This window comes from Clostridium pasteurianum BC1 (genome assembly GCF_000389635.1).
Classification (GTDB): domain Bacteria; phylum Bacillota; class Clostridia; order Clostridiales; family Clostridiaceae; genus Clostridium_I; species Clostridium_I pasteurianum_A.
The window spans coordinates 1,169,612-1,187,930 of sequence record NC_021182.1; the positions used below are offsets into that span (position 1 = coordinate 1,169,612).

Here is an 18,319-nt window from a genome sequence, read left to right on the forward strand (position 1 = left end):
TCATAGAATAAATTGTCCAATAGCTTAGAAAAACTATGTTGTAGAGATCTAAATGAAAGGGGATGGATTCATATGAACTTTAAGCTTATAGAACCTACAGTAAAGTTAGAAAAATCATATATTGACTACATATCTGAATGGGAAAATTTAGAAGAACAAATAGTCCCTTATGCTTCCAGAAGAAATAAATTGGAATATCTTCAGTTGATTGATAATTGGAAGAGTGATAAAACTGACAAAGCCTGCGAAAAAGGTTTTGTGCCTGCTACACTTTACTTTTTAGTAGACGAAAAAGAAAAAATATATGGAGCTTTGCATTTTAGGCACCAGTTAAATGAATATCTTTTGAAAACTGGAGGACATATAGGTTACGGGATAAGACCTTCAGAACGTAAAAAAGGCTATGCATCTAAAATGCTTTCATCAGCACTAAAAATAGCAAAACAACTTGATTTTGAAAAAGTATTAATAACTTGTGATAAAAATAATATTGCATCTGCTAAAACTATTGTAAAGAATGGTGGCATCCTTGAAAACGAAGTTTATGGAGATGGAGAAATTACACAAAGATATTGGGTTACTTTAAGATAAAAATATGAAATAATTAGAAAAGATATAATCATTGATAAAATTACCAACCAAAGTTTTATATACCAAGTTAATTAAATTAAAAATAGGGGGACTTTTAGAATGAAGGATATAGCTTTATTAATTGTGGATGTCCAAAACGCATTAGTTGATGATAAGCCTTTTAATATAGATAGAATTCTAATGAATATAAAAAAATTGTTAGATGTATGTAGATCCAATAAAATAGAGGTTATTTATGTACAGCATGATGGTGAAAAAGAGGACAATCTAGAGCCTTTTTCTAAAGGGTGGGATATACATAAATCTATATCTCCTAAACAAGGAGAAAAAATCATACGAAAAACTTATAACAGCTCATTTAAAAATACATATTTAGAAGAATACCTTAATAGTAAAAATATAAAAGAATTGTTATTGGTAGGTATGCAAACGGAGTATTGCATTGACACAACTTGCAGAGTAGCCTTTGAAAAAGGATATAAATTAATAATGCCAGAGGATACCAATACAACCTTTGACAATGGAGATCTATCTGCAAAGGAAGTATACCAATATCATAATTTTAGAATTTTTAAAAACAGATTTGCAAAGGTTGAAAATATAGATAGAATTATACAGGAAATCAGTAATTATTCAAAAGAATTGTTATAAAGATCTTTATGTTAGAATTTGGTTCACATACTATTAGAAGTAATGCCCAAAATATATATAAAACATTTTTAAATATATATTTGAAGGGTGAATTCTATGAGAAAGATAATTACATTTCTGATGACAGCTTTAATTATTTTCAGTATTAACTGTAATACTAAGGCTCTAAGTAAGAATTCAGAGGAGCCTAATTATGATTTAACCATGAAACAGGATCTCTTGATACTAATGATGGCCTATCCTGAATATGTGGATAACATTACCAGAGATAGTAATAATAATGTGTATTTAGTAGTGAAATCAGCGAAAAAAATTCTTTATGATGATAAAAAAACAAAAAGTTTTGAAGAAAAATTAAATAATCCAGATTTACAGGATATGTTGGAACAAATTTATCCCTTAGAACCTGTTACAAAACTTATGGATAAAAATTTTGATCCAGGACGTTCTAGAGTATATGGACTTACTGAAACAGTTTATGGAGCTTCAAGACAGCAGATAGAAAAAAATCTTACAATGGTGCATACAGGCTATGGCTCTTTTCAATTCAATAAAAACAACAAAGCATCAGAAGCCTTGAATAATTCCTTTAAAGAACTTAGGGGAATGACTAATGAAAATAAAAAAATTGCTGCCTTTTTGGCTCATTGCAGTGGTACTTATAATTACAGAATAATTGCAGGAACAGGCAGATTAAGTCCTCATGCCTTCGGTACGGCCATAGATTTAGCCAGTGACAGGAGAGATTATTGGAAATGGGCTAGTAGAGAGCAGGGTGAAAAAAGACTTTTATCCTACTCAAAAGAAGTTGTAGAAGTATTCGAAAAGAATAATTTTGTTTGGGGCGGAAAATGGGGACATTTTGATATACTTCATTTTGAATACAGACCTGAAATAATATTAAAGGCCAGATATTTTGGTAAAAACCAGGAATCTGATAAACTTTGGTATAATGGAGTTCCTGTAGAACAAGAAAATGTTAAAAATTTTATAGAAAAAATTGAAAATGCTTTAAAATAAAAGTAATTTGGATTAAATTCACAGATAATATTTATAATTTATTGGGAATACTAAGAACACTATAAATAGGGAAACTTTTCAGTTGAATAATTTAAAGGATAAATTGAGAGAAGGGGTTTACTTATGAAGCGTGTGTCAAAGCTTTTTATTTTAATAGCTTGCTTAGTATTCTTTCCATTTAATACTGCCAGTGCAGTAATGGAAATTGATATTGATGAAAAAGAACAAGTTTCCAAAGCTATAGAGGAAATTTTTCAAAAGAGAAACAAAGCAATAATAGATAATGATTTAGAATACATTAAGTCTATATATGATATAAAAACCAAATATGGGACCTGGGCTTATGAGTACGAAGTCAAAAAGTCAAAATATATTCATAATTGGGCAGAAAAGCAAGGGATTAAATTTAAAGAGATAAAACCTAAGGTTATTATTAGAAAAGTCAGGGGAAGTGATGGTAGGTATTCTGCCAATCTTATATGTTCCACTGAGTATAAATATTCCTATGTAAATGAATCGGATATTACCAATACATCACGAATAGGAACTTATCACGTTTTAAATCTTGAAAACAGGGATGGACAATGGATAATTACAAAAGAATGGTATAAAGATCCCTTTGGTGACTCCTTAAATTTAGATAATATAAAAGCGGATGATATAAAACAGTATATACTTTCCCAGCCAGCTAGAGATTTATCTAATATGGAAGAAAGAAGAAAAGGCGCCATGGAATATGCTGAAAAATATTGTGGTGCAGCCAGTGAAGAAAAATATGGTTTTAAATATAATAAAAAATACAGAGACTATAATTCACAAGGTGGAAATTGTGCCAACTTTGCTTCGCAAATTCTCTTTGAAGGTGCAAAATTTAAGAAAAATGGTGCTTGGAATTACGATGGTAGAGGTGCTACAGGTCCTTGGCTAAATGCAGATAAATTTAAAAATTACTGGGTTGGCAGCGGCAGAGCTTCAGTAATTGCCCATGGAAGTTATGAAAAAGTGTATAAAGCTTCCTATAAACTGCTGCCGGGTGATTTTGTAGCCTATGAAAAAAAGGGAGATATAACTCATATATCCGTAGTAACTGGTGTTGATTCAAAAGGATATTCTCTTGTAACCTGTCATAACGCAGATAGAAATAATGTTCCATGGGATTTAGGATGGAGCGATAAGAAAATAAGATTTTGGCTAATACATGTTAATCACTAAAATATAATTTATATGTTTAAATCTGTAAAAAGGTTTCTCTATTATTAAAGGAGAAGCCTTTTGTGGTTGTTTTGAATTTTATTGCAAGACATAATGAATTATAGGAAAAATTTTTTCATATAAATAAACTAATGGGGAAATGAGGCTCTTCAAATAATTTAGGGGGTGCAATATGAAAAATAAAAATTTTCTATATAATGCTAAGGGACCTATTGCATTTTTCTTTATTTTAATTAGTTTGCCGTGGATTATTCAAATAAAAAGTCTTATATCAGCAGGTAAAACTGGTTCAGCATTTGAACTGTCCATATTTGCATTTGTTTTTTTAGTTTTTTTATTTTGGATGCAAAAGTGGTTTAAAAAAATGCTTATTCAATATCAAAATAATTTAAATATATCCATGAAGAAAATGAAAAATTATAAAGGGAGGAATTTAAAATGAAAGCAATAATTTTATGTAGTTGGGGAGCAACATCAAGTTCACTTGCAAAGGCTGTTACAGATGAAGCAAAAAAGAGAAATTTAGATATAGAAGTGGATGCTGGTGGCACAGGAGAATTTAAGAAAAAGGCAGCAAACTATTCTGTAGCATTACTTGAACCACAGGTAAGACATTTAAAAAAAGAAGTTGAGGCAGCTGCAAGTAAATTTAATATACCTGTAGAAATAGTAGATATGCAGGCTTTTGCCTTGATGAATGGTGGAAAGGTTCTTGACCAGATAATCAACCTTGCAAAAGATAATGGTAAATTGTAATTAAGATGAGGACTACCCTTATCTTAAAATAAAATATTTAAGGAGGACTGAATTTTATGGAAAATAGTAAATTCATGAAATGGATGGAAGATAATTTAATGCCTGTTCTTGGGAAATTAGCACAAAATATTTATTTACAATCAATACGTGATGCCTTTTGTATTTTTGCCCTCCCACTTATAATAAGTGGTTCAATATTTTTAATTATCGCCAATCCACCAACAGCACTGGGGTGGGGCGTGATAAATGCATGGAATAATGCAATTACTCCAATTCAAAGCAATATTATGATAGGTTTTAATTTAAGTTTTGGTATTATGGCAGTAGCTGTTGCTTTTGGTACGGCTTACAGTCTAGCATCAAGATGGGACATGGATGAAGCACTTTGTGGAATGCTATCATTGATATGCTTTTTTATTGTTTGTTTTCCAGCTTCAGATATTACAAAGGTTCAATTTGGAGATATTTTAAATTATCTTGGCGGTCAAGGCTTATTTATTGCAATAATATGGGGTATTTTAACAACTTTTATAGTAAAATTATTTACTAAAAAGGGTTTGGTAATAAAAATGCCAGCTGGTGTTCCACCCTATGTAGTGAGAACTTTTAGTGCACTGGTACCATTTTTTATAATGATTACTTTCTCCTGGGCTTTGGAATGGATAGTATGGGCAAATCTGCACATAACATTGCCGCAATTGGTGTTAGAAGTATTCAAACCTTTAGTTGCAGTTTCCAATAGTTATCCTGCTGCACTTATAGAAATTGTTTTAATGATGCTATTATGGTCACTGGGTATTCATGGAATGAATGTTGTATCATCTGTTGCCTATCCATTCTGGACAGCCCAATTAGCAGCAAATACTGCTGCACGAAGTGCTGGAACGCCAATGCATGGAATTATTACTGAACCTTTCTTCCATATGTTTACCCATATAGGTGGTTCAGGTTTAACATGGCCACTGGTAATAATGTTTTTATTTTCAGCATCAAAACAACTTAAGAGTATTGGAAAAATAGAACTTATACCAGCAATATTCAATATAAATGAGCCAATAATGTTTGGAGCACCTCTTGTACTTAACCCTATAATGTTCATACCATTTATACTTTCACCTGTTGTGGCAGTAACCGTAAATTATATTGCATTTTATAGCGGAATTGTTCCTAAAATAGTAATGCAGCCGCCATTTACAGTTCCGGTATTTTTCGGTGGAATTATTGCTACTGGTGGATATTGGCAGGGGGCAGCACTTCAGCTTGTAAATTTAATTCTATCTGCGTTGATTTATTTTCCTTTCTTCAAATTGTTTGAAAAACAGCTTGTAATAAATGAGAAGAAAGCAGAACTTGAAATTGAAAATTGAGAACAGGTTTAATAAAATATATTAATAATAAAGGGAGGTCTTAGCAGTGAGTGAAGAGAATAAATTTGATTTGGAACAAATTGTTTTTAATCTTGTACTTCATGGAGGAAATGCAAGGGGGAAGGCCTATGATGCATTGGATGCTGCAGAAAATGGAGACTTTCAGCTTGCAGAAAAATGTCTTGATGATGCAGATGAGGAATTCTACCAAGGACATGATTATCAAAATAAATTAATTCAAGGTCAGATGGATAATGAAACACCTAATTTCTTAGTAATACACGCACAGGATCAGCTTATGACAGCTTTAGCAGAGAAAAATTTAATTAAAAGAGAAATAGCCTTATATAGAAAAGTAAATGAACTAGAGAAAAAGATAGAAATATTAATGAAAAAATAATAGAGAAGAGGGTCTCAAAGTAAAAAGAGGCTCTCTTTTTTGATCTTTATAAAATAAATTGTTGTATACTTCTATTCTGTTTTAAATGATTCTATAAAGTTTCTAGCTACATCAGATAAATATCTGTTTTTAACCCATACAACTGCAGGTCTAGTTCTTAAAGATAATTCGTCTATTTCAATGTATTTTAAGTCTAATCCTGGGATCAGGTTAGCAGCGGATTTAGGTAATATACCTATGCCGATTTCTGTGTGAGCCCATAGAAGAACTGATCTTGCATCTTCATTTTCACAAAGTATTGTTGGTTCAAATCCAGCTTGGTGACAGGAAGAAATTAGCATGTCTTTGAATTTATGATCTATTATCAAAGGTTTGTTTATTAAATCATTTAAACTTATAGGATTCTTTTTATTATTGATAAAATATGCATCAGGTTTAAAGACCGCTATCATAGGTTCACTGGAAAGCAGCAGTGATTCAAAGTTTTCAGAATTAAAGGGCGTCAAAATAACGCCTACTTCTATTGTGCCTATAGAAAGTGATTTTAATATTTCATCAGTGTTGCTTTCTCTTATCTTAAAATTTATATGAGGATACTTATTATGAAATTCATTTAATCTTTTTAATAAAATGGTAGTACTTGAAGATGGAACTGTACCCAGAGATAGTATTCCTTTAAAGCCATGTTTCAAGTTTTTTAGTTCCTTTTCAGTGTTTTGAGTTAATTCTAAAATTTGTTTAGAACGATGTTGAAGTATCCTACCTGCATCTGTTATTTGAATTTTTCGTGTATTTCTATCTATAAGTTTTATATCAAGTTCATCCTCAAGTAATTTCAGCTGCTGGCTTAAGGGTGGTTGAGCTATATGTAATCGCTCTGCAGCTTTAGTTATACTGCCTTCTTCTACTATAGTTAAAAAATACTTAAGCTGTCTAATATCCATCAATAATCACCTCTGATATTGGATTTATATTAATTTCATATAAATCCAATATTTTATTTATATTTGTTATGTAAGCTTCTATTTGCTATAATCATACACAAAGTTAAAGATTTATAAAAGTGATATTTTATAATTTTACTAAAAAGATAAGATTAGTATGTATTAATGAATTTATTTTATATATAGTATTGACAAATATTAAAGACATGGTGTAATATTTTAGTTAATCAAAGTATACATATTCAATTAGTAGGAATTATTTTTTTACCCAATAAACAAGTTTTCCGGTAGGTTAAATATATTTTGCTTTAATGATAAAAAGTGATTAACACTTAGAATCTAAATTTATGCTATTATCAAGATTTGAAAGGAGTATAGGTATGAATTTTAAAGTTATTTTACATAGGATATATAGGATAATTAAAAATATTCTCATAGCGTTGATTGTGCCCATAATATTATTAATATTATGGCAAGTATTAAGTGACAAAGGATTTATTAGATCATCTGTGCTTCCCTCACCTTATGTAATCTATGAAGCTTTAGTTGACATGATAAAAAGTGGAGATTTATTTAAAAATTTGTATATAAGTATATTAAGAGTTTTAAAAGGATATGCCATAGGCGCCATTCTCGGAATAATTTTTGGGATATTAATTGGATTATTCAAAGGTATCGAAAAAGCTTTAGATTTAATTATAGGGTTTTTAAGGCCAATACCTATTGTAGCCTGGGTACCTGTACTTATACTTTGGATGGGAATAGATGAAGCATCAAAGATAACAATAATAATTATAGGAAGCTTTTGGCCAATACTTATAAATACCATTTACGGTATAAAAGGAGCAGATAAAAAATTTCTAGAAGTTTCAAAAATATTGGAAAAAAGTAAGCTGGACACATTAATAAAAATTGTTTTCCCATCGGCATTACCATCTATTTTTACAGGACTGCGTATTGGAATCGGAAGTGCATGGATGAGTGTTATTACGGCAGAAATTATTGCTGCAACTTCAGGTATAGGATATCAAATTTCCTATGCCAGGGAATTATCTCAGCCAGATGTTATGTTAGTAGGAGTTTTTTCAATAGGTATAATTGGTTTCTTAATTGATTATTTAATAAAGAAATTACAAATCTTGGTTATTAAATGGGACATAAATAATGAAAATTAGGGGGTAAAACCATGGATGATAAAAGTAAAAAAGCTATTGAAATAAAGAATTTAAATAAAACTTTTAAAATAGATAATGGAGAACTTACTGTATTGAAGGATATAGATTTATCTGTTAAGGATGGAGAATTTTTAAGTATTGTAGGCTCAAGTGGATGTGGTAAAAGCACTTTACTTAGAATGATAGTAGGTCTTGATACAGATTATTCAGGAGGCATATTATCTTATGAAAATCCCATTCAGGGACCTGCGGTTGATAGAGGAATGATTTTTCAAGAATCCAGGCTTTTTCCATGGCTTACGGTTGAAAAAAATATAGCTTTTGGCCTCAGTAAAAAAGTATCAAATTCAGAGAAGAAGGAACTAGTCCATGAACAACTTGAATTAGTAGGATTAAGCAATTTTGCAAAGGCTTATCCTGATCAGTTATCAGGAGGAATGAAGCAGAGAATTAGCATTGCAAGAGCCCTTATCAATAAACCTAAGATTTTATTATTGGATGAACCCTTTGGAGCTTTAGATGCTATGACTCGAATTAATATGCAGCAGGAAATTCTAAAAATATGGGAAAAAGAAAAAACTACTATGATTCTTGTAACTCATGATATAGATGAGGCTGTATACCTTGGAAATAGAGTTGTAGTACTATCCAGCAGACCAGGTAGAATTAAAAAAATAGTTCCTGTGGAATTATCAAGGCCGCGTGATAGAAGTGGATATGATTTTACTTACATAAAAGGTGAAATATATGATGAATTTTTTACAAAAGTAGAAAATCCATTTTCATATAATATATAGGCGCATTTAAATAAATAACAGGCAGTATATTTATTTTTATATGCTTAAAATATCAAAAACATAGTGGAGAGGGAGTAATTTTATATGAGTTATTTTAGTCATTTACAGTGTTCAAAATGTGGAAAAGAGTATTCAAAGGATGAAAAACATAATTTATGTGAGTGTGGCGGACCATTACTTGTAAGATATGATTTACATAAGTTAAAAGAGAATGTGGACAAGGATGTATTTAAATCTAGAAGCAAAGGCCTATTTAGATTTAAGGAGCTTTTACCTATTGAAGATGAAAAAAACATAGTTTCACTTGGAGAAGGAGATACACCTATATTCAGACTTGAAGCTTTAGGCGATAAAATAGGAGCAGAAAATTTATACATTAAAGATGAAGGATTAAATCCTACAGGAACTTTTAAAGCAAGGGGCGCAGCAGTTGGAGTGTCAAAGGCCAAGGAACTTGGTATAAAGACAATAGCAATGCCTACAGCAGGAAATGCAGGTGGTGCTTGGTCTGCTTATTCTTCTAAAGCAGGAATTGAACTTGTGGTTGCTATGCCTGAAGATGCACCAGATTTAGCTAAAAAAGAGGCTTTCATATATGGATCAAAAACTTATCTTGTTAAAGGTTTAATATCCGATGCAGGTAAGATAATAGCTAAGGGTGTAAAAAAGCATGGTTGGTTTGACGCAGCTACACTTAAAGAGCCTTATAGAATTGAAGGCAAAAAGACTATGGGACTTGAGATTGCCGAATATTTTAATTGGGAATTTCCAGATGCTATACTTTATCCAACTGGCGGAGGCGTAGGAATAATTGGAATATGGAAGGCATTCAAAGAATTGAAGGAGCTAGGATGGATTAAAGATAAAATTCCAAAACTTATAGCAGTACAGTCTGAGGGATGTAATCCAATAGTAAAGGCCTTTAATGAAGATTCAGAAGCTTCTGAATTTTGCAATGGCGCAAATACTATAGCGGGGGGTATACGTGTTCCTAAAGCATTAGGAGATTTTATAGTTCTTGATGCTGTGAGACAAAGTAAAGGTACAGCAATTGAAGTAAAAGATTCTGAAATTATAGAATCACTTAATCTTTTAGCCAAGACAGAGGGACTATTTATATGCCCGGAAGGAGCAACATTAGTTGCAGCAGTGGACAAACTTATCAAAAATGGTTTTTTAAAGTCAACTGATAAAATTGTACTTTTAAATACTGGAAGTGGATTAAAGTATTCAAATTTAGTAGATGAAAAACTGCCAGTACTTGAAATAGATGCAGATATATAAATAAGCCAAGTTTTATTAAAAATTACAAATATACTGACTAAAATTTAATTTATATTCATAATAAAAGTGATTTATAGACGATTAAGTATTTAATTTAAATTATATATTATTTAGCTTAATAAGAAAAAAGGGAGTGAATTATAATTGAAAAAAATAACTGTTCTAATCTCCATATTATTAATAAGTATATTGGTGTCTACAGCTTGTGGACAAACTAATAGCTCTACAAATTCATCAGCAGGAAACAATACTGCATCAACAAAACCGAAAGAAATAAATATAGGTTATCAACCAGGAATAAATCATACACTTTTAATTGTTGCAAAAAACCAAGGATGGTTTGATGAGGAATTTAAAAAGGATAATATAAAAATTAATTTTCAAAGCTTTGTATCTGGACCGCCAATGATGGAAGCTTTTGCTGGTGGAAGACTGGATTTTGGTCAAGTTGGTGATCAGCCTGCTATTCAGGCAAGAGCAAATAATACTGATATTAAGGGTATAGGAGTTTATGCATCGGGATATAAATTGAACACTATACTTGCTGCAACTGGATCAAATATAAAATCAGCTAAGGATTTAAAAGGCAAAAAAGTTGCTGTAACAGTGGGATCTTCTGCACATATGCTGCTCGCCAGATATTTGGAGTCAGCTGGTCTTAAACAAAGCGACATACAATTGGTTAACTTACAACCTACTGATATAAAGACTTCTTTTGCATCAAAAAATATTGATGCAGGAATTGTTTGGGAGCCTTATGCTTCTTCTACTGAAGCTGAAAATACAGCTTACTCAATTGGTGATGGAACTGGTCTTAAATATGAAGTAAACTTGATTTTGGCAAGTAATTCCTTCGCAAAAAATAATCCTGATATAGTAAAGAGAATTTTGAAGGTTTATGATAAAACAGAAAAATGGGTCAAGGCAAATCCAGATAAAACAGCCGATATTATTTCAAAAGAACTTAAGTTAAATAAAGAAGTTGCAGCAAAGGGTTTAGCTAAAGAAGATTTTGATATAAGATTAACAGATCAAGTTGTAAATTCACTTACATCAACTATTAAAACTTTAAGAGAAAATAATACTGTAAGAAAAGATGTAGATGTCAAGGATCTTCTAGATAAAACTTATGCAACAGATGCAGGAATAAAATAGTAGAAAATGTCCTTAGTTTATGTAAATCTGAACTAAGGATTTAATCTATCTATAATTATTATACGTAATATTAAATTTTATCCTACAGGAAAATAGGTTCTGATATAGTGAACTATCTGAAGCTTTTGTTGACGCAGTAGGATATAGCATACTGACTAGTTATTTATTTACGATGCCTAAACTTAAAACATGTGGGAACTATTGAGAGAAGGTGATATTACGGAATCTTTAAATTTAAGTAAATTCAATCAAATACAATTGCCTAAGTTTTTAAAGGTAAGACAAAATTTCAAGAAAGATAGAATTGTGGATATCAAAAATGAAGTGAAAGAAAAAGTTCATTCCCAGTTACATAATTTAAAGAATAAGAGAATTGCAGTGGGTGTTGGAAGTCGTGGAATAGCCAATATAGATATAATAACAAAAACAGTTATAGATTCTTTAAAGGAAGCTGGAGCGAGGCCCTTCATAGTTCCAGCGATGGGAAGTCATGGTGGAGCAACAGAGAAGGGACAAAAAGAAATTTTAGGTTCTTATGGAATTACAGAAGAGAACATGGGAGTTAATATAGATTTGTCTATGGATACAGAAATTATAGGAGAATATGAATCTGATTTACCTGTTTACGTAGCAAAAAGCGCACTAAATGCTGATGGTATAGTAATAATTCCGAGGATAAAGCCGCACACAGGTTTTAGAGGAAAGGTGGAAAGTGGAGTTTGCAAGATGCTTTGCATTGGTCTTGGAAAGCAAAAGGGGGCAGATTCAATTCACAGTAAAGGCTTTGAACGATTTCCAGAATTAATACCTCAAATAGGCTGCATGATAGCTAAGAAGACTAAAGTATTATTTGCTGTAGCTATAGTGGAGAATGCTTATGACGAAATTTATAAAATAGAAATTATAACTAAAGATGAAATATTGGATCTAAAAAAAGAAGAGACTCTACTTAAAGAGAGTCGAGAGCTTATGGGTAAAATACTTATACCGAAGTTTGATGTACTCATAATAGATGAAATAGGTAAGAATATAAGTGGTAATGGTCAAGATCCAAATGTAACTGGATTATATTTTACTGGATGTGTCAGTGGTGGCCCAGAATTTAAAAAATGTGTAATTTTTGATATCACTAAAGAATCTCATGGAAATGCCAACGGGGTAGGTGTATCAGATATTATTACCAGAAAATTATTTGATAAAATAAATTTTATAGATATGTACACAAATTGTTTCACTAGTACATATATGGAACCAGCTAAAATACCTATGGTTGCATCAACTTCAGAAGATGCAATAAAGATTGCTGTTAAAATCTGCAATGGGGTTAAAAATAGAGAATATAAGATTGTGTGGATAAAAAATACTATGGAATTAGAAAATATTATAGTTAGTGAACCTCTTATAGAAGAGGTTAAATCAAATTCAAATTTAGACATTTTAACAAATTCTGAAGATTTGAAATTCTATGAAGGTGAACCTAAGTTTTCTTGGGGAAAATTATAGTTCTTGGAGGATGTTATGAGTTATAAAACATACAAATATGAAGGCTTAAAAAAATTATGTAATGCAGTTTTTGAAAAATTCGGATTCAATAAAAATGACAGTGAAAATATAACTGATGTTTTGCTATTATCAGATCTGTTTGGAATTGAATCTCACGGAATTCAGAGGCTGGCAAAATATTATAAAGAGATAAAAAGCGGATTGGTGAAAGTAAACTCAAGAATAAAAATAGTTAAGGAAACACCAATATCAGCTGTTATAGATGCAGGAGAAAGTATAGGACAGGTGGTTGGCAAAAAAGCCATGAATATAGCCATAGAAAAAGCAAAAAATACAGGAATGGGAATAGTTCTAGTTAATAATTCTAATCATTATGGTATAGCAGGGTACTATGCAAGAATGGCCCAGGAGCAGGGATTGCTTGGGATTTCAATGACTAATTCTCCAGCAATTACAGTACCTACATTCGGCAAAGAAGCTATGATGGGAAGTAATCCTATTGCAATATCCATGCCGGCTAGTCCATATCCTTTTTTGATGGATATGTCAACAAGTGTTGTTACTAGAGGGAAAATAGAAGTTTATAACAAGAGAAATGAGGAACTTCCTGCAGGATGGGCAATTAATTCAGAGGGGGATGATACATCAGATGCAAAAGAAGTTTTATATGATATAGCTAATAAAGAGGGTGGAGGAATAGTTCCATTAGGTGGATCAGAAGAAATTTCAGGTGGACATAAAGGCTATGGATTTGCACTTACAGTTGAATTATTCACAGCAATCTTATCTGGTGGGTTAACGGCAAACTATGTTCATATGAATGGAGTTTCTGGTACATGCCATTCATTCATTGCAATTGATTATGGAATGTTTGGGGACAAAAAAATAATTGAAAAAAACTTTTCGGAGTACTTAAATGAAATTAGAGAATCTAAAAAGGCAAATGGAAAGTATAGAGTATACATCCATGGAGAAAAGGAATTTGAGGCATATAATGATAAGATCAAAAATGGTATTCCTATAAATGATAATACTTTAAAGGAAATAGATGAAATATGTAAATATTTTAATCTGAAAATAGATGATTATATTGTTCAATAGTTTTTATTCAATCCATAACTGCTGTAAGTAAGTTTTGTGAGAAAATGCAAGTTGGTATTGTATTATTAGGAATAGTAGAGTTATCAGGTGAAGCTATTTCCTATTTAAAAGGATATATGAATTTGCAGAAGTTATAAGAGGTATTTACTGAGAAGTAAGTACCTTTTTACATTTGTTACAAATGTGAAGTTGTATATATTCATTCTAACTAATATTTCGCATAAACCAATAGTACATTTGAAAATCGAATTATAAAAAATATATGAAGGTATAAATTAATCTGCAAAATATAAGTAATATGAAAGATTTTTAATTATATAATCATGGTAACTGCTTCAACTGGAAAATTAATTTAGGCAATATCATACAAGAACTAATAAATCTATTTATGGTATCCTTAGAAACAGATAGAGGGGAGGAGCATAAATGAAAAAAGAAATTCGAACTGTACGTTTTGATACAGAACTAAACATTGAAGCCTATAATTTTAAAGGAATTATGCAAAAATTTCCTAATCATTTTCACGAATATTATGTAATTGGTTTTATTGAAAGCGGACAACGGCATTTATCATGTAAAAATAAAGAATATACAATAAAACCGGGAGATTTGCTTCTGTTTAATCCTGGTGATAATCATACCTGTGAACAGATTGATGGTAGAACTTTGGATTATCGATGCATCAATATTAAGCCAGAAATTATGAGTAAAGTATCTTATGAAATAAAAGGTAAAAAATATCTTCCTTATTTTACTCAGCAAGTTGTTTTTCATAATGAACTAGTTTCATCTTTAAGTGAACTGCATCTTATGATAATGCAAGAAGAAAAGGATTTTAAAAAGGAAGAAATATTCTTTTTTTTGATAGAGCAGTTAATTAAAGAATATACCGAACCAGCTGCAACTGTAGCAATAATAGAACCTAGTGCAGAGATAAAAGCAGTCTGTGAATTTTTAGAAAAAAATTACAAAGAGAATATTACTCTGAATAATTTAAGTGATTTGACAGGATTAAGCAAATATTATTTATTACGTTCTTTTACAAGGCAAAAGGGAATTTCACCATATAGTTATTTAGAAACTATTCGTATTAGTAAAGCAAAAAAATTATTGGAAAAATGTACAGCACCTATTGATGTTGCGCTACAAACTGGTTTTAATGATCAAAGTCATTTTTCAAATTTTTTTAAGAAATTTATTGGATTGACGCCAAAACAATATATGAATATATTTATTGAGGATGATAAGCAGCAGTATCATGGGTTTAAGGGGGGAAAAAGTTGACTGGAAATAAAATAACTAATGGACATTTATCAGCACTAATTACTATTGTGATTTGGGGAACTACCTTTATATCAACTAAAATTCTGTTAAAGGATTTTTCTCCTATTGAGATATTGTTTTTCCGTTTTACAATGGGATTTATTATGCTGTTAATTATTTATCCCCATAGACTTAAAATCATAAAGAAAAAACAGGAGCTGTATTTTGTTTTGGCAGGGTTATGTGGAGTGACTTTATATTTTCTTTTAGAGAATATTGCTCTTACTTATACATTAGCATCAAATGTTGGTGTTATCATTTCTATTGCACCATTTTTTACTGCTATTTTTGCACATTTATTTTTAGATGGTGAAAAATTAAGATCTCAATTTTTTATAGGCTTTGCTTTTGCTATTATTGGTATTTTTATGATTAGTTTTAATGGTAATATGATTTTAAAATTAAATCCATTAGGAGATATATTAGCCATTTTTGCAGCTATTATATGGGCTGTATATTCTGTTGTGACAAAAAAGATAAGCAGTTTTCAATATAATACAGTTCAAACAACTCGTAGAATATTTTTTTATGGACTTCTGTTTATGATACCTGCATTATTTATTTTTGATTTTAAATTGAATTTAAAATCTTTCGTTTATATACCTAATTTATTAAATATTTTATATCTTGGATTAGGTGCTTCTGCTCTTTGTTTTGTAACATGGAATCTGGCTGTGAAAATTTTGGGAGCAGTTAAAACCAGTATATATATTTATATGGTTCCAGTGATAACTATTATGACAGCAGCTGTTGTTCTACATGAAAAAATCACATGGATTGCCTTAGTTGGCACATCTCTTACTTTAGCAGGACTATTTATTTCTGAAAGTAAAATAAATTTAAAAATAGTAATACGAAAATGGTGTTCTTTGAAAAATTAATAATATGCTATTTAAGAATTAGCTTAATCATTCATAAATTCTTACCCATATGAATAACATGTCAATATAGTTATTTAAATATGGGAGGTATTTTGGTGGGATACTATGTTAGAGTAGAACCAAAAGTGAAAGTCTATGTAGAAGATCTTAACCCAGAAGGTGATAAGACTATTGTGTTTTTACATGGTTGGCCTGGAAGCCATAATTTATTTGAGTACCAATTTGATGAGCTTCCTAAAAGAGGCTACAGATGTATTGGTATAGATCAAAGAGGCTTTGGTGAATCAGATAAACCTTTTACAGGATATGATTACAATAGATTGTCTGAGGATGTTTGGCATGTGGTTAAGGCATTAAAATTGAAAAATTTTACCTTGGCAGGGCACTCAACAGGAGGGGCCATAGCAATTAGGTATATGGGTAGATTTAAAGGAGAAGGTGTATCAAAGCTTGCTCTTTTTGCTGCAGCTGCACCTAGTCTTATTAAACGTCCCAATTTCCCTTATGGTTTAGATGAGCAAACTGTAATAGATATTATTAATGGAACCTATGCTGACCGTCCTCAAATGCTCAGTGATTTTGGTAATATATTTTTCTTTCAACATATAACTGAGCCCTTTGCCACATGGTTTTTAAATCTAGGCTTGCAGGCAGCTGGGTGGGCAACTGCTGCAGTGGCAAATACATGGATACGTGAAGTGCTATTTTCTGATTTAGCAGCCATAAATGTTCCAACATTAATTATTCATGGAATTCATGATAAAGTTGTTCCCTTTCAATTAGGAGAAGTACAAAATCAAAGTATTAGGAATTCAAAGCTTCTACCTTTTAAATTCAGTGGTCATGGGTCATTTTATGATCAGAAAGATGAATTTAATAAGGAATTAATGAAGTTTATTGAAGAATAGAGTTTTGTAAGGTGATATTTTCAAATAAAAGTATTGAAAGTTAATAAATTTATTTAAATGGCGTAAAACTCAGAAATGAATTTTACGCTATTAGTGTGTTAAGCGTGAAAATATAATCAATTGATAGTTTTTATATTATTAATTTCAGTGAATAAAACAGATTAATTGTTAAGATAAAATTAATAAAATAAATTAATGTAGACATTTACAATTCCTTTAGTGTAAAATGTTTACAAAGGATAAATCTATCCAAATAAAATATAATATCATCAAAAAGAGGTGCCTTTAATGAAGAAAATTAATATTGGGAATGGGAAAATTACTAATGCTTCTGAAATCTCTCTAGGATGTATGAGACTTACTGAACTTAGTGTCAGTGAAGCATCTAATCTTATTAATACTGCTTTAGAAGAGGGGATTAACTTCTTTGATCATGCTGATAAATATAGTAATGGTAAATGTGAAGAGCTATTTGCAGAAGCAGTTGATATGAAGCCTAGTGTAAGAGAAAAATTTATAATCCAGTCAAAGTGTGGTATTAGATCAGGATTTTTTGATTTTTCAAAAGAACATATATTAAATGCAGTTGATGGCAGTTTAAAGAGATTAAAAACTGACTATTTAGATGTTTTGTTATTACACCGTCCTGACGCCCTTGTAGAACCAGAAGAAGTTGCTGAAGCTTTTGATATACTACATAGCAGCGGCAAAGTTAAATATTTTGGTGTTAGTAATCAAAATCCTTATCAAATTGAATTGCTTAATAAGTATTTAAATCAGAAAATTATTATTAATCAGCTGCAGTTAAGTATTATGCACACTGGAATGATTGATGCTGGAATCAATGTAAACATGAAAATTGACTCATCAAATGATCGTGATGGAAGTATTTTGGACTATTGTCGTTTAAATAATATAACAATCCAACCATGGTCTCCTTTTCAATATGGATTTTTTGAGGGAGTATTCTTAGATAATGATAAATTTCCAGAATTAAATAAGACCATAAATGCAATAGCAGAAAAGAAAGATGTTCCAAATACAGCTATTGCTATTGCATGGCTTCTAAGACATCCTGCTAAAATGCAGCCAATAGTTGGTACAATGAATGTTAAACGTTTGAAAGATATTGCTAAAGCATCTAACGTAGAACTTTCAAGACCGGAATGGTATGAAATATATAGAGCAGCAGGAAATAAATTGCCATAATATATTTCAGTTAGCAGATTGAATATTATATCGTGCCTAAAA

The 18,319-nt window shown here is 30.8% G+C and carries 19 protein-coding genes; 18 read left to right on the forward strand and 1 reads right to left on the reverse strand.

What is annotated here, in order from left to right:
• The first annotated feature begins 72 nt into the window (after nt 1–72).
• The 8 genes from CLOPA_RS05405 to CLOPA_RS05440 all read left to right on the forward strand — a co-directional run bounded on the left by CLOPA_RS05405 (nt 73) and on the right by CLOPA_RS05440 (nt 5,997).
• Nucleotides 73–591 carry a GNAT family N-acetyltransferase gene (locus CLOPA_RS05405; RefSeq protein WP_015614456.1) on the forward strand — a complete coding sequence of 173 codons (519 nt, stop codon included), beginning with the start codon at nt 73–75 and terminating at the stop codon, nt 589–591.
• 99 nt (nt 592–690) lie between these two features.
• The gene (locus tag CLOPA_RS05410) at nt 691–1,242 is read left to right on the forward strand and encodes a cysteine hydrolase family protein (protein ID WP_015614457.1); all 552 of its coding nucleotides are present in this window, start codon (nt 691–693) and stop codon (nt 1,240–1,242) included.
• Nucleotides 1,243–1,338: 96 nt separating this feature from the next.
• A complete protein-coding gene (locus CLOPA_RS05415) occupies nt 1,339–2,262 on the forward strand; it encodes a M15 family metallopeptidase (protein WP_015614458.1) in 924 nt (307 codons plus the stop codon).
• Between the two features lie 123 nt (nt 2,263–2,385).
• Complete coding sequence (locus tag CLOPA_RS05420) at nt 2,386–3,474, forward strand: amidase domain-containing protein (RefSeq protein ID WP_015614459.1); 1,089 nt, start codon at nt 2,386–2,388, stop codon at nt 3,472–3,474.
• A gap of 172 nt (nt 3,475–3,646) precedes the next feature.
• Nucleotides 3,647–3,916 carry a hypothetical protein gene (locus CLOPA_RS05425; protein ID WP_015614460.1) on the forward strand — a complete coding sequence of 90 codons (270 nt, stop codon included), beginning with the start codon at nt 3,647–3,649 and terminating at the stop codon, nt 3,914–3,916.
• Nucleotides 3,913–4,230, forward strand: a complete 318-nt coding sequence (locus tag CLOPA_RS05430) for a PTS sugar transporter subunit IIB (protein ID WP_015614461.1) — start codon at nt 3,913–3,915, stop codon at nt 4,228–4,230. Before CLOPA_RS05425 ends, CLOPA_RS05430 begins: the two co-directional genes overlap by 4 nt.
• 56 nt (nt 4,231–4,286) lie before the next feature.
• Nucleotides 4,287–5,597, forward strand: a complete 1,311-nt coding sequence (locus tag CLOPA_RS05435; RefSeq protein ID WP_015614462.1) for a PTS sugar transporter subunit IIC — start codon at nt 4,287–4,289, stop codon at nt 5,595–5,597.
• Between the two features lie 46 nt (nt 5,598–5,643).
• The gene (locus CLOPA_RS05440) at nt 5,644–5,997 is read left to right on the forward strand and encodes a PTS lactose/cellobiose transporter subunit IIA (RefSeq protein ID WP_015614463.1); all 354 of its coding nucleotides are present in this window, start codon (nt 5,644–5,646) and stop codon (nt 5,995–5,997) included.
• 71 nt (nt 5,998–6,068) lie between these two features.
• On the opposite strand, the gene CLOPA_RS05445 is transcribed toward CLOPA_RS05440, so the two are convergent.
• Nucleotides 6,069–6,941 (reverse strand): LysR family transcriptional regulator, encoded by an 873-nt coding sequence (locus CLOPA_RS05445; RefSeq protein ID WP_015614464.1) that lies wholly within the window; start codon nt 6,939–6,941, stop codon nt 6,069–6,071.
• Nucleotides 6,942–7,321: 380 nt separating this feature from the next.
• Here CLOPA_RS05445 and CLOPA_RS05450 point away from each other — a divergent pair, with 380 nt between their 5' ends.
• The 10 genes from CLOPA_RS05450 (at nt 7,322) to CLOPA_RS05495 (ending at nt 18,277) form a co-directional block, all read left to right on the forward strand.
• Entirely contained in the window at nt 7,322–8,116 is a 795-nt protein-coding gene (locus CLOPA_RS05450) for an ABC transporter permease (RefSeq protein ID WP_015614465.1), read from the forward strand.
• An 11-nt stretch (nt 8,117–8,127) separates the two neighbouring features.
• Nucleotides 8,128–8,913 (forward strand): ABC transporter ATP-binding protein, encoded by a 786-nt coding sequence (locus CLOPA_RS05455; protein WP_015614466.1) that lies wholly within the window; start codon nt 8,128–8,130, stop codon nt 8,911–8,913.
• 84 nt (nt 8,914–8,997) lie between these two features.
• The gene (locus CLOPA_RS05460) at nt 8,998–10,197 is read left to right on the forward strand and encodes a threonine synthase (protein ID WP_015614467.1); all 1,200 of its coding nucleotides are present in this window, start codon (nt 8,998–9,000) and stop codon (nt 10,195–10,197) included.
• A gap of 144 nt (nt 10,198–10,341) precedes the next feature.
• On the forward strand, nt 10,342–11,352 hold the full coding sequence (locus CLOPA_RS05465; protein WP_015614468.1) for an ABC transporter substrate-binding protein: 1,011 nt from the start codon (nt 10,342–10,344) through the stop codon (nt 11,350–11,352).
• A gap of 201 nt (nt 11,353–11,553) precedes the next feature.
• Nucleotides 11,554–12,855, forward strand: a complete 1,302-nt coding sequence (locus CLOPA_RS05470) for a lactate racemase domain-containing protein (protein ID WP_242834273.1) — start codon at nt 11,554–11,556, stop codon at nt 12,853–12,855.
• 15 nt (nt 12,856–12,870) lie between these two features.
• Entirely contained in the window at nt 12,871–13,956 is a 1,086-nt protein-coding gene (locus CLOPA_RS05475) for an Ldh family oxidoreductase (protein WP_015614470.1), read from the forward strand.
• Between the two features lie 426 nt (nt 13,957–14,382).
• Nucleotides 14,383–15,240, forward strand: a complete 858-nt coding sequence (locus tag CLOPA_RS05480; RefSeq protein ID WP_015614471.1) for an AraC family ligand binding domain-containing protein — start codon at nt 14,383–14,385, stop codon at nt 15,238–15,240.
• The gene (locus CLOPA_RS05485; RefSeq protein ID WP_015614472.1) at nt 15,237–16,160 is read left to right on the forward strand and encodes a DMT family transporter; all 924 of its coding nucleotides are present in this window, start codon (nt 15,237–15,239) and stop codon (nt 16,158–16,160) included. The genes CLOPA_RS05480 and CLOPA_RS05485 overlap by 4 nt, the downstream gene beginning before the upstream one ends.
• 95 nt (nt 16,161–16,255) lie before the next feature.
• Nucleotides 16,256–17,068 (forward strand): alpha/beta fold hydrolase, encoded by an 813-nt coding sequence (locus CLOPA_RS05490; protein ID WP_015614473.1) that lies wholly within the window; start codon nt 16,256–16,258, stop codon nt 17,066–17,068.
• A 288-nt stretch (nt 17,069–17,356) separates the two neighbouring features.
• Nucleotides 17,357–18,277, forward strand: a complete 921-nt coding sequence (locus CLOPA_RS05495; protein WP_015614474.1) for an aldo/keto reductase — start codon at nt 17,357–17,359, stop codon at nt 18,275–18,277.
• Nucleotides 18,278–18,319 lie beyond the last annotated feature (42 nt).

Excerpts from the sequence above, each read along its gene's own strand:
- CLOPA_RS05405 (WP_015614456.1), top strand. The coding sequence starts at position 73 with ATGAACTTTAAGCTTATAGAACCTACAGTAAAGTTAGAAAAATCATAT.
- CLOPA_RS05410 (WP_015614457.1), top strand. The coding sequence starts at position 691 with ATGAAGGATATAGCTTTATTAATTGTGGATGTCCAAAACGCATTAGTT.
- CLOPA_RS05415 (WP_015614458.1), top strand. The coding sequence starts at position 1,339 with ATGAGAAAGATAATTACATTTCTGATGACAGCTTTAATTATTTTCAGT.
- CLOPA_RS05420 (WP_015614459.1), top strand. The coding sequence starts at position 2,386 with ATGAAGCGTGTGTCAAAGCTTTTTATTTTAATAGCTTGCTTAGTATTC.
- CLOPA_RS05425 (WP_015614460.1), top strand. The coding sequence starts at position 3,647 with ATGAAAAATAAAAATTTTCTATATAATGCTAAGGGACCTATTGCATTT.
- CLOPA_RS05430 (WP_015614461.1), top strand. The coding sequence starts at position 3,913 with ATGAAAGCAATAATTTTATGTAGTTGGGGAGCAACATCAAGTTCACTT.
- CLOPA_RS05435 (WP_015614462.1), top strand. The coding sequence starts at position 4,287 with ATGGAAAATAGTAAATTCATGAAATGGATGGAAGATAATTTAATGCCT.
- CLOPA_RS05445 (WP_015614464.1), bottom strand. The coding sequence starts at position 6,941 with ATGGATATTAGACAGCTTAAGTATTTTTTAACTATAGTAGAAGAAGGC.
- CLOPA_RS05450 (WP_015614465.1), top strand. The coding sequence starts at position 7,322 with ATGAATTTTAAAGTTATTTTACATAGGATATATAGGATAATTAAAAAT.
- CLOPA_RS05455 (WP_015614466.1), top strand. The coding sequence starts at position 8,128 with ATGGATGATAAAAGTAAAAAAGCTATTGAAATAAAGAATTTAAATAAA.
- CLOPA_RS05460 (WP_015614467.1), top strand. The coding sequence starts at position 8,998 with ATGAGTTATTTTAGTCATTTACAGTGTTCAAAATGTGGAAAAGAGTAT.
- CLOPA_RS05475 (WP_015614470.1), top strand. The coding sequence starts at position 12,871 with ATGAGTTATAAAACATACAAATATGAAGGCTTAAAAAAATTATGTAAT.
- CLOPA_RS05480 (WP_015614471.1), top strand. The coding sequence starts at position 14,383 with ATGAAAAAAGAAATTCGAACTGTACGTTTTGATACAGAACTAAACATT.
- CLOPA_RS05495 (WP_015614474.1), top strand. The coding sequence starts at position 17,357 with ATGAAGAAAATTAATATTGGGAATGGGAAAATTACTAATGCTTCTGAA.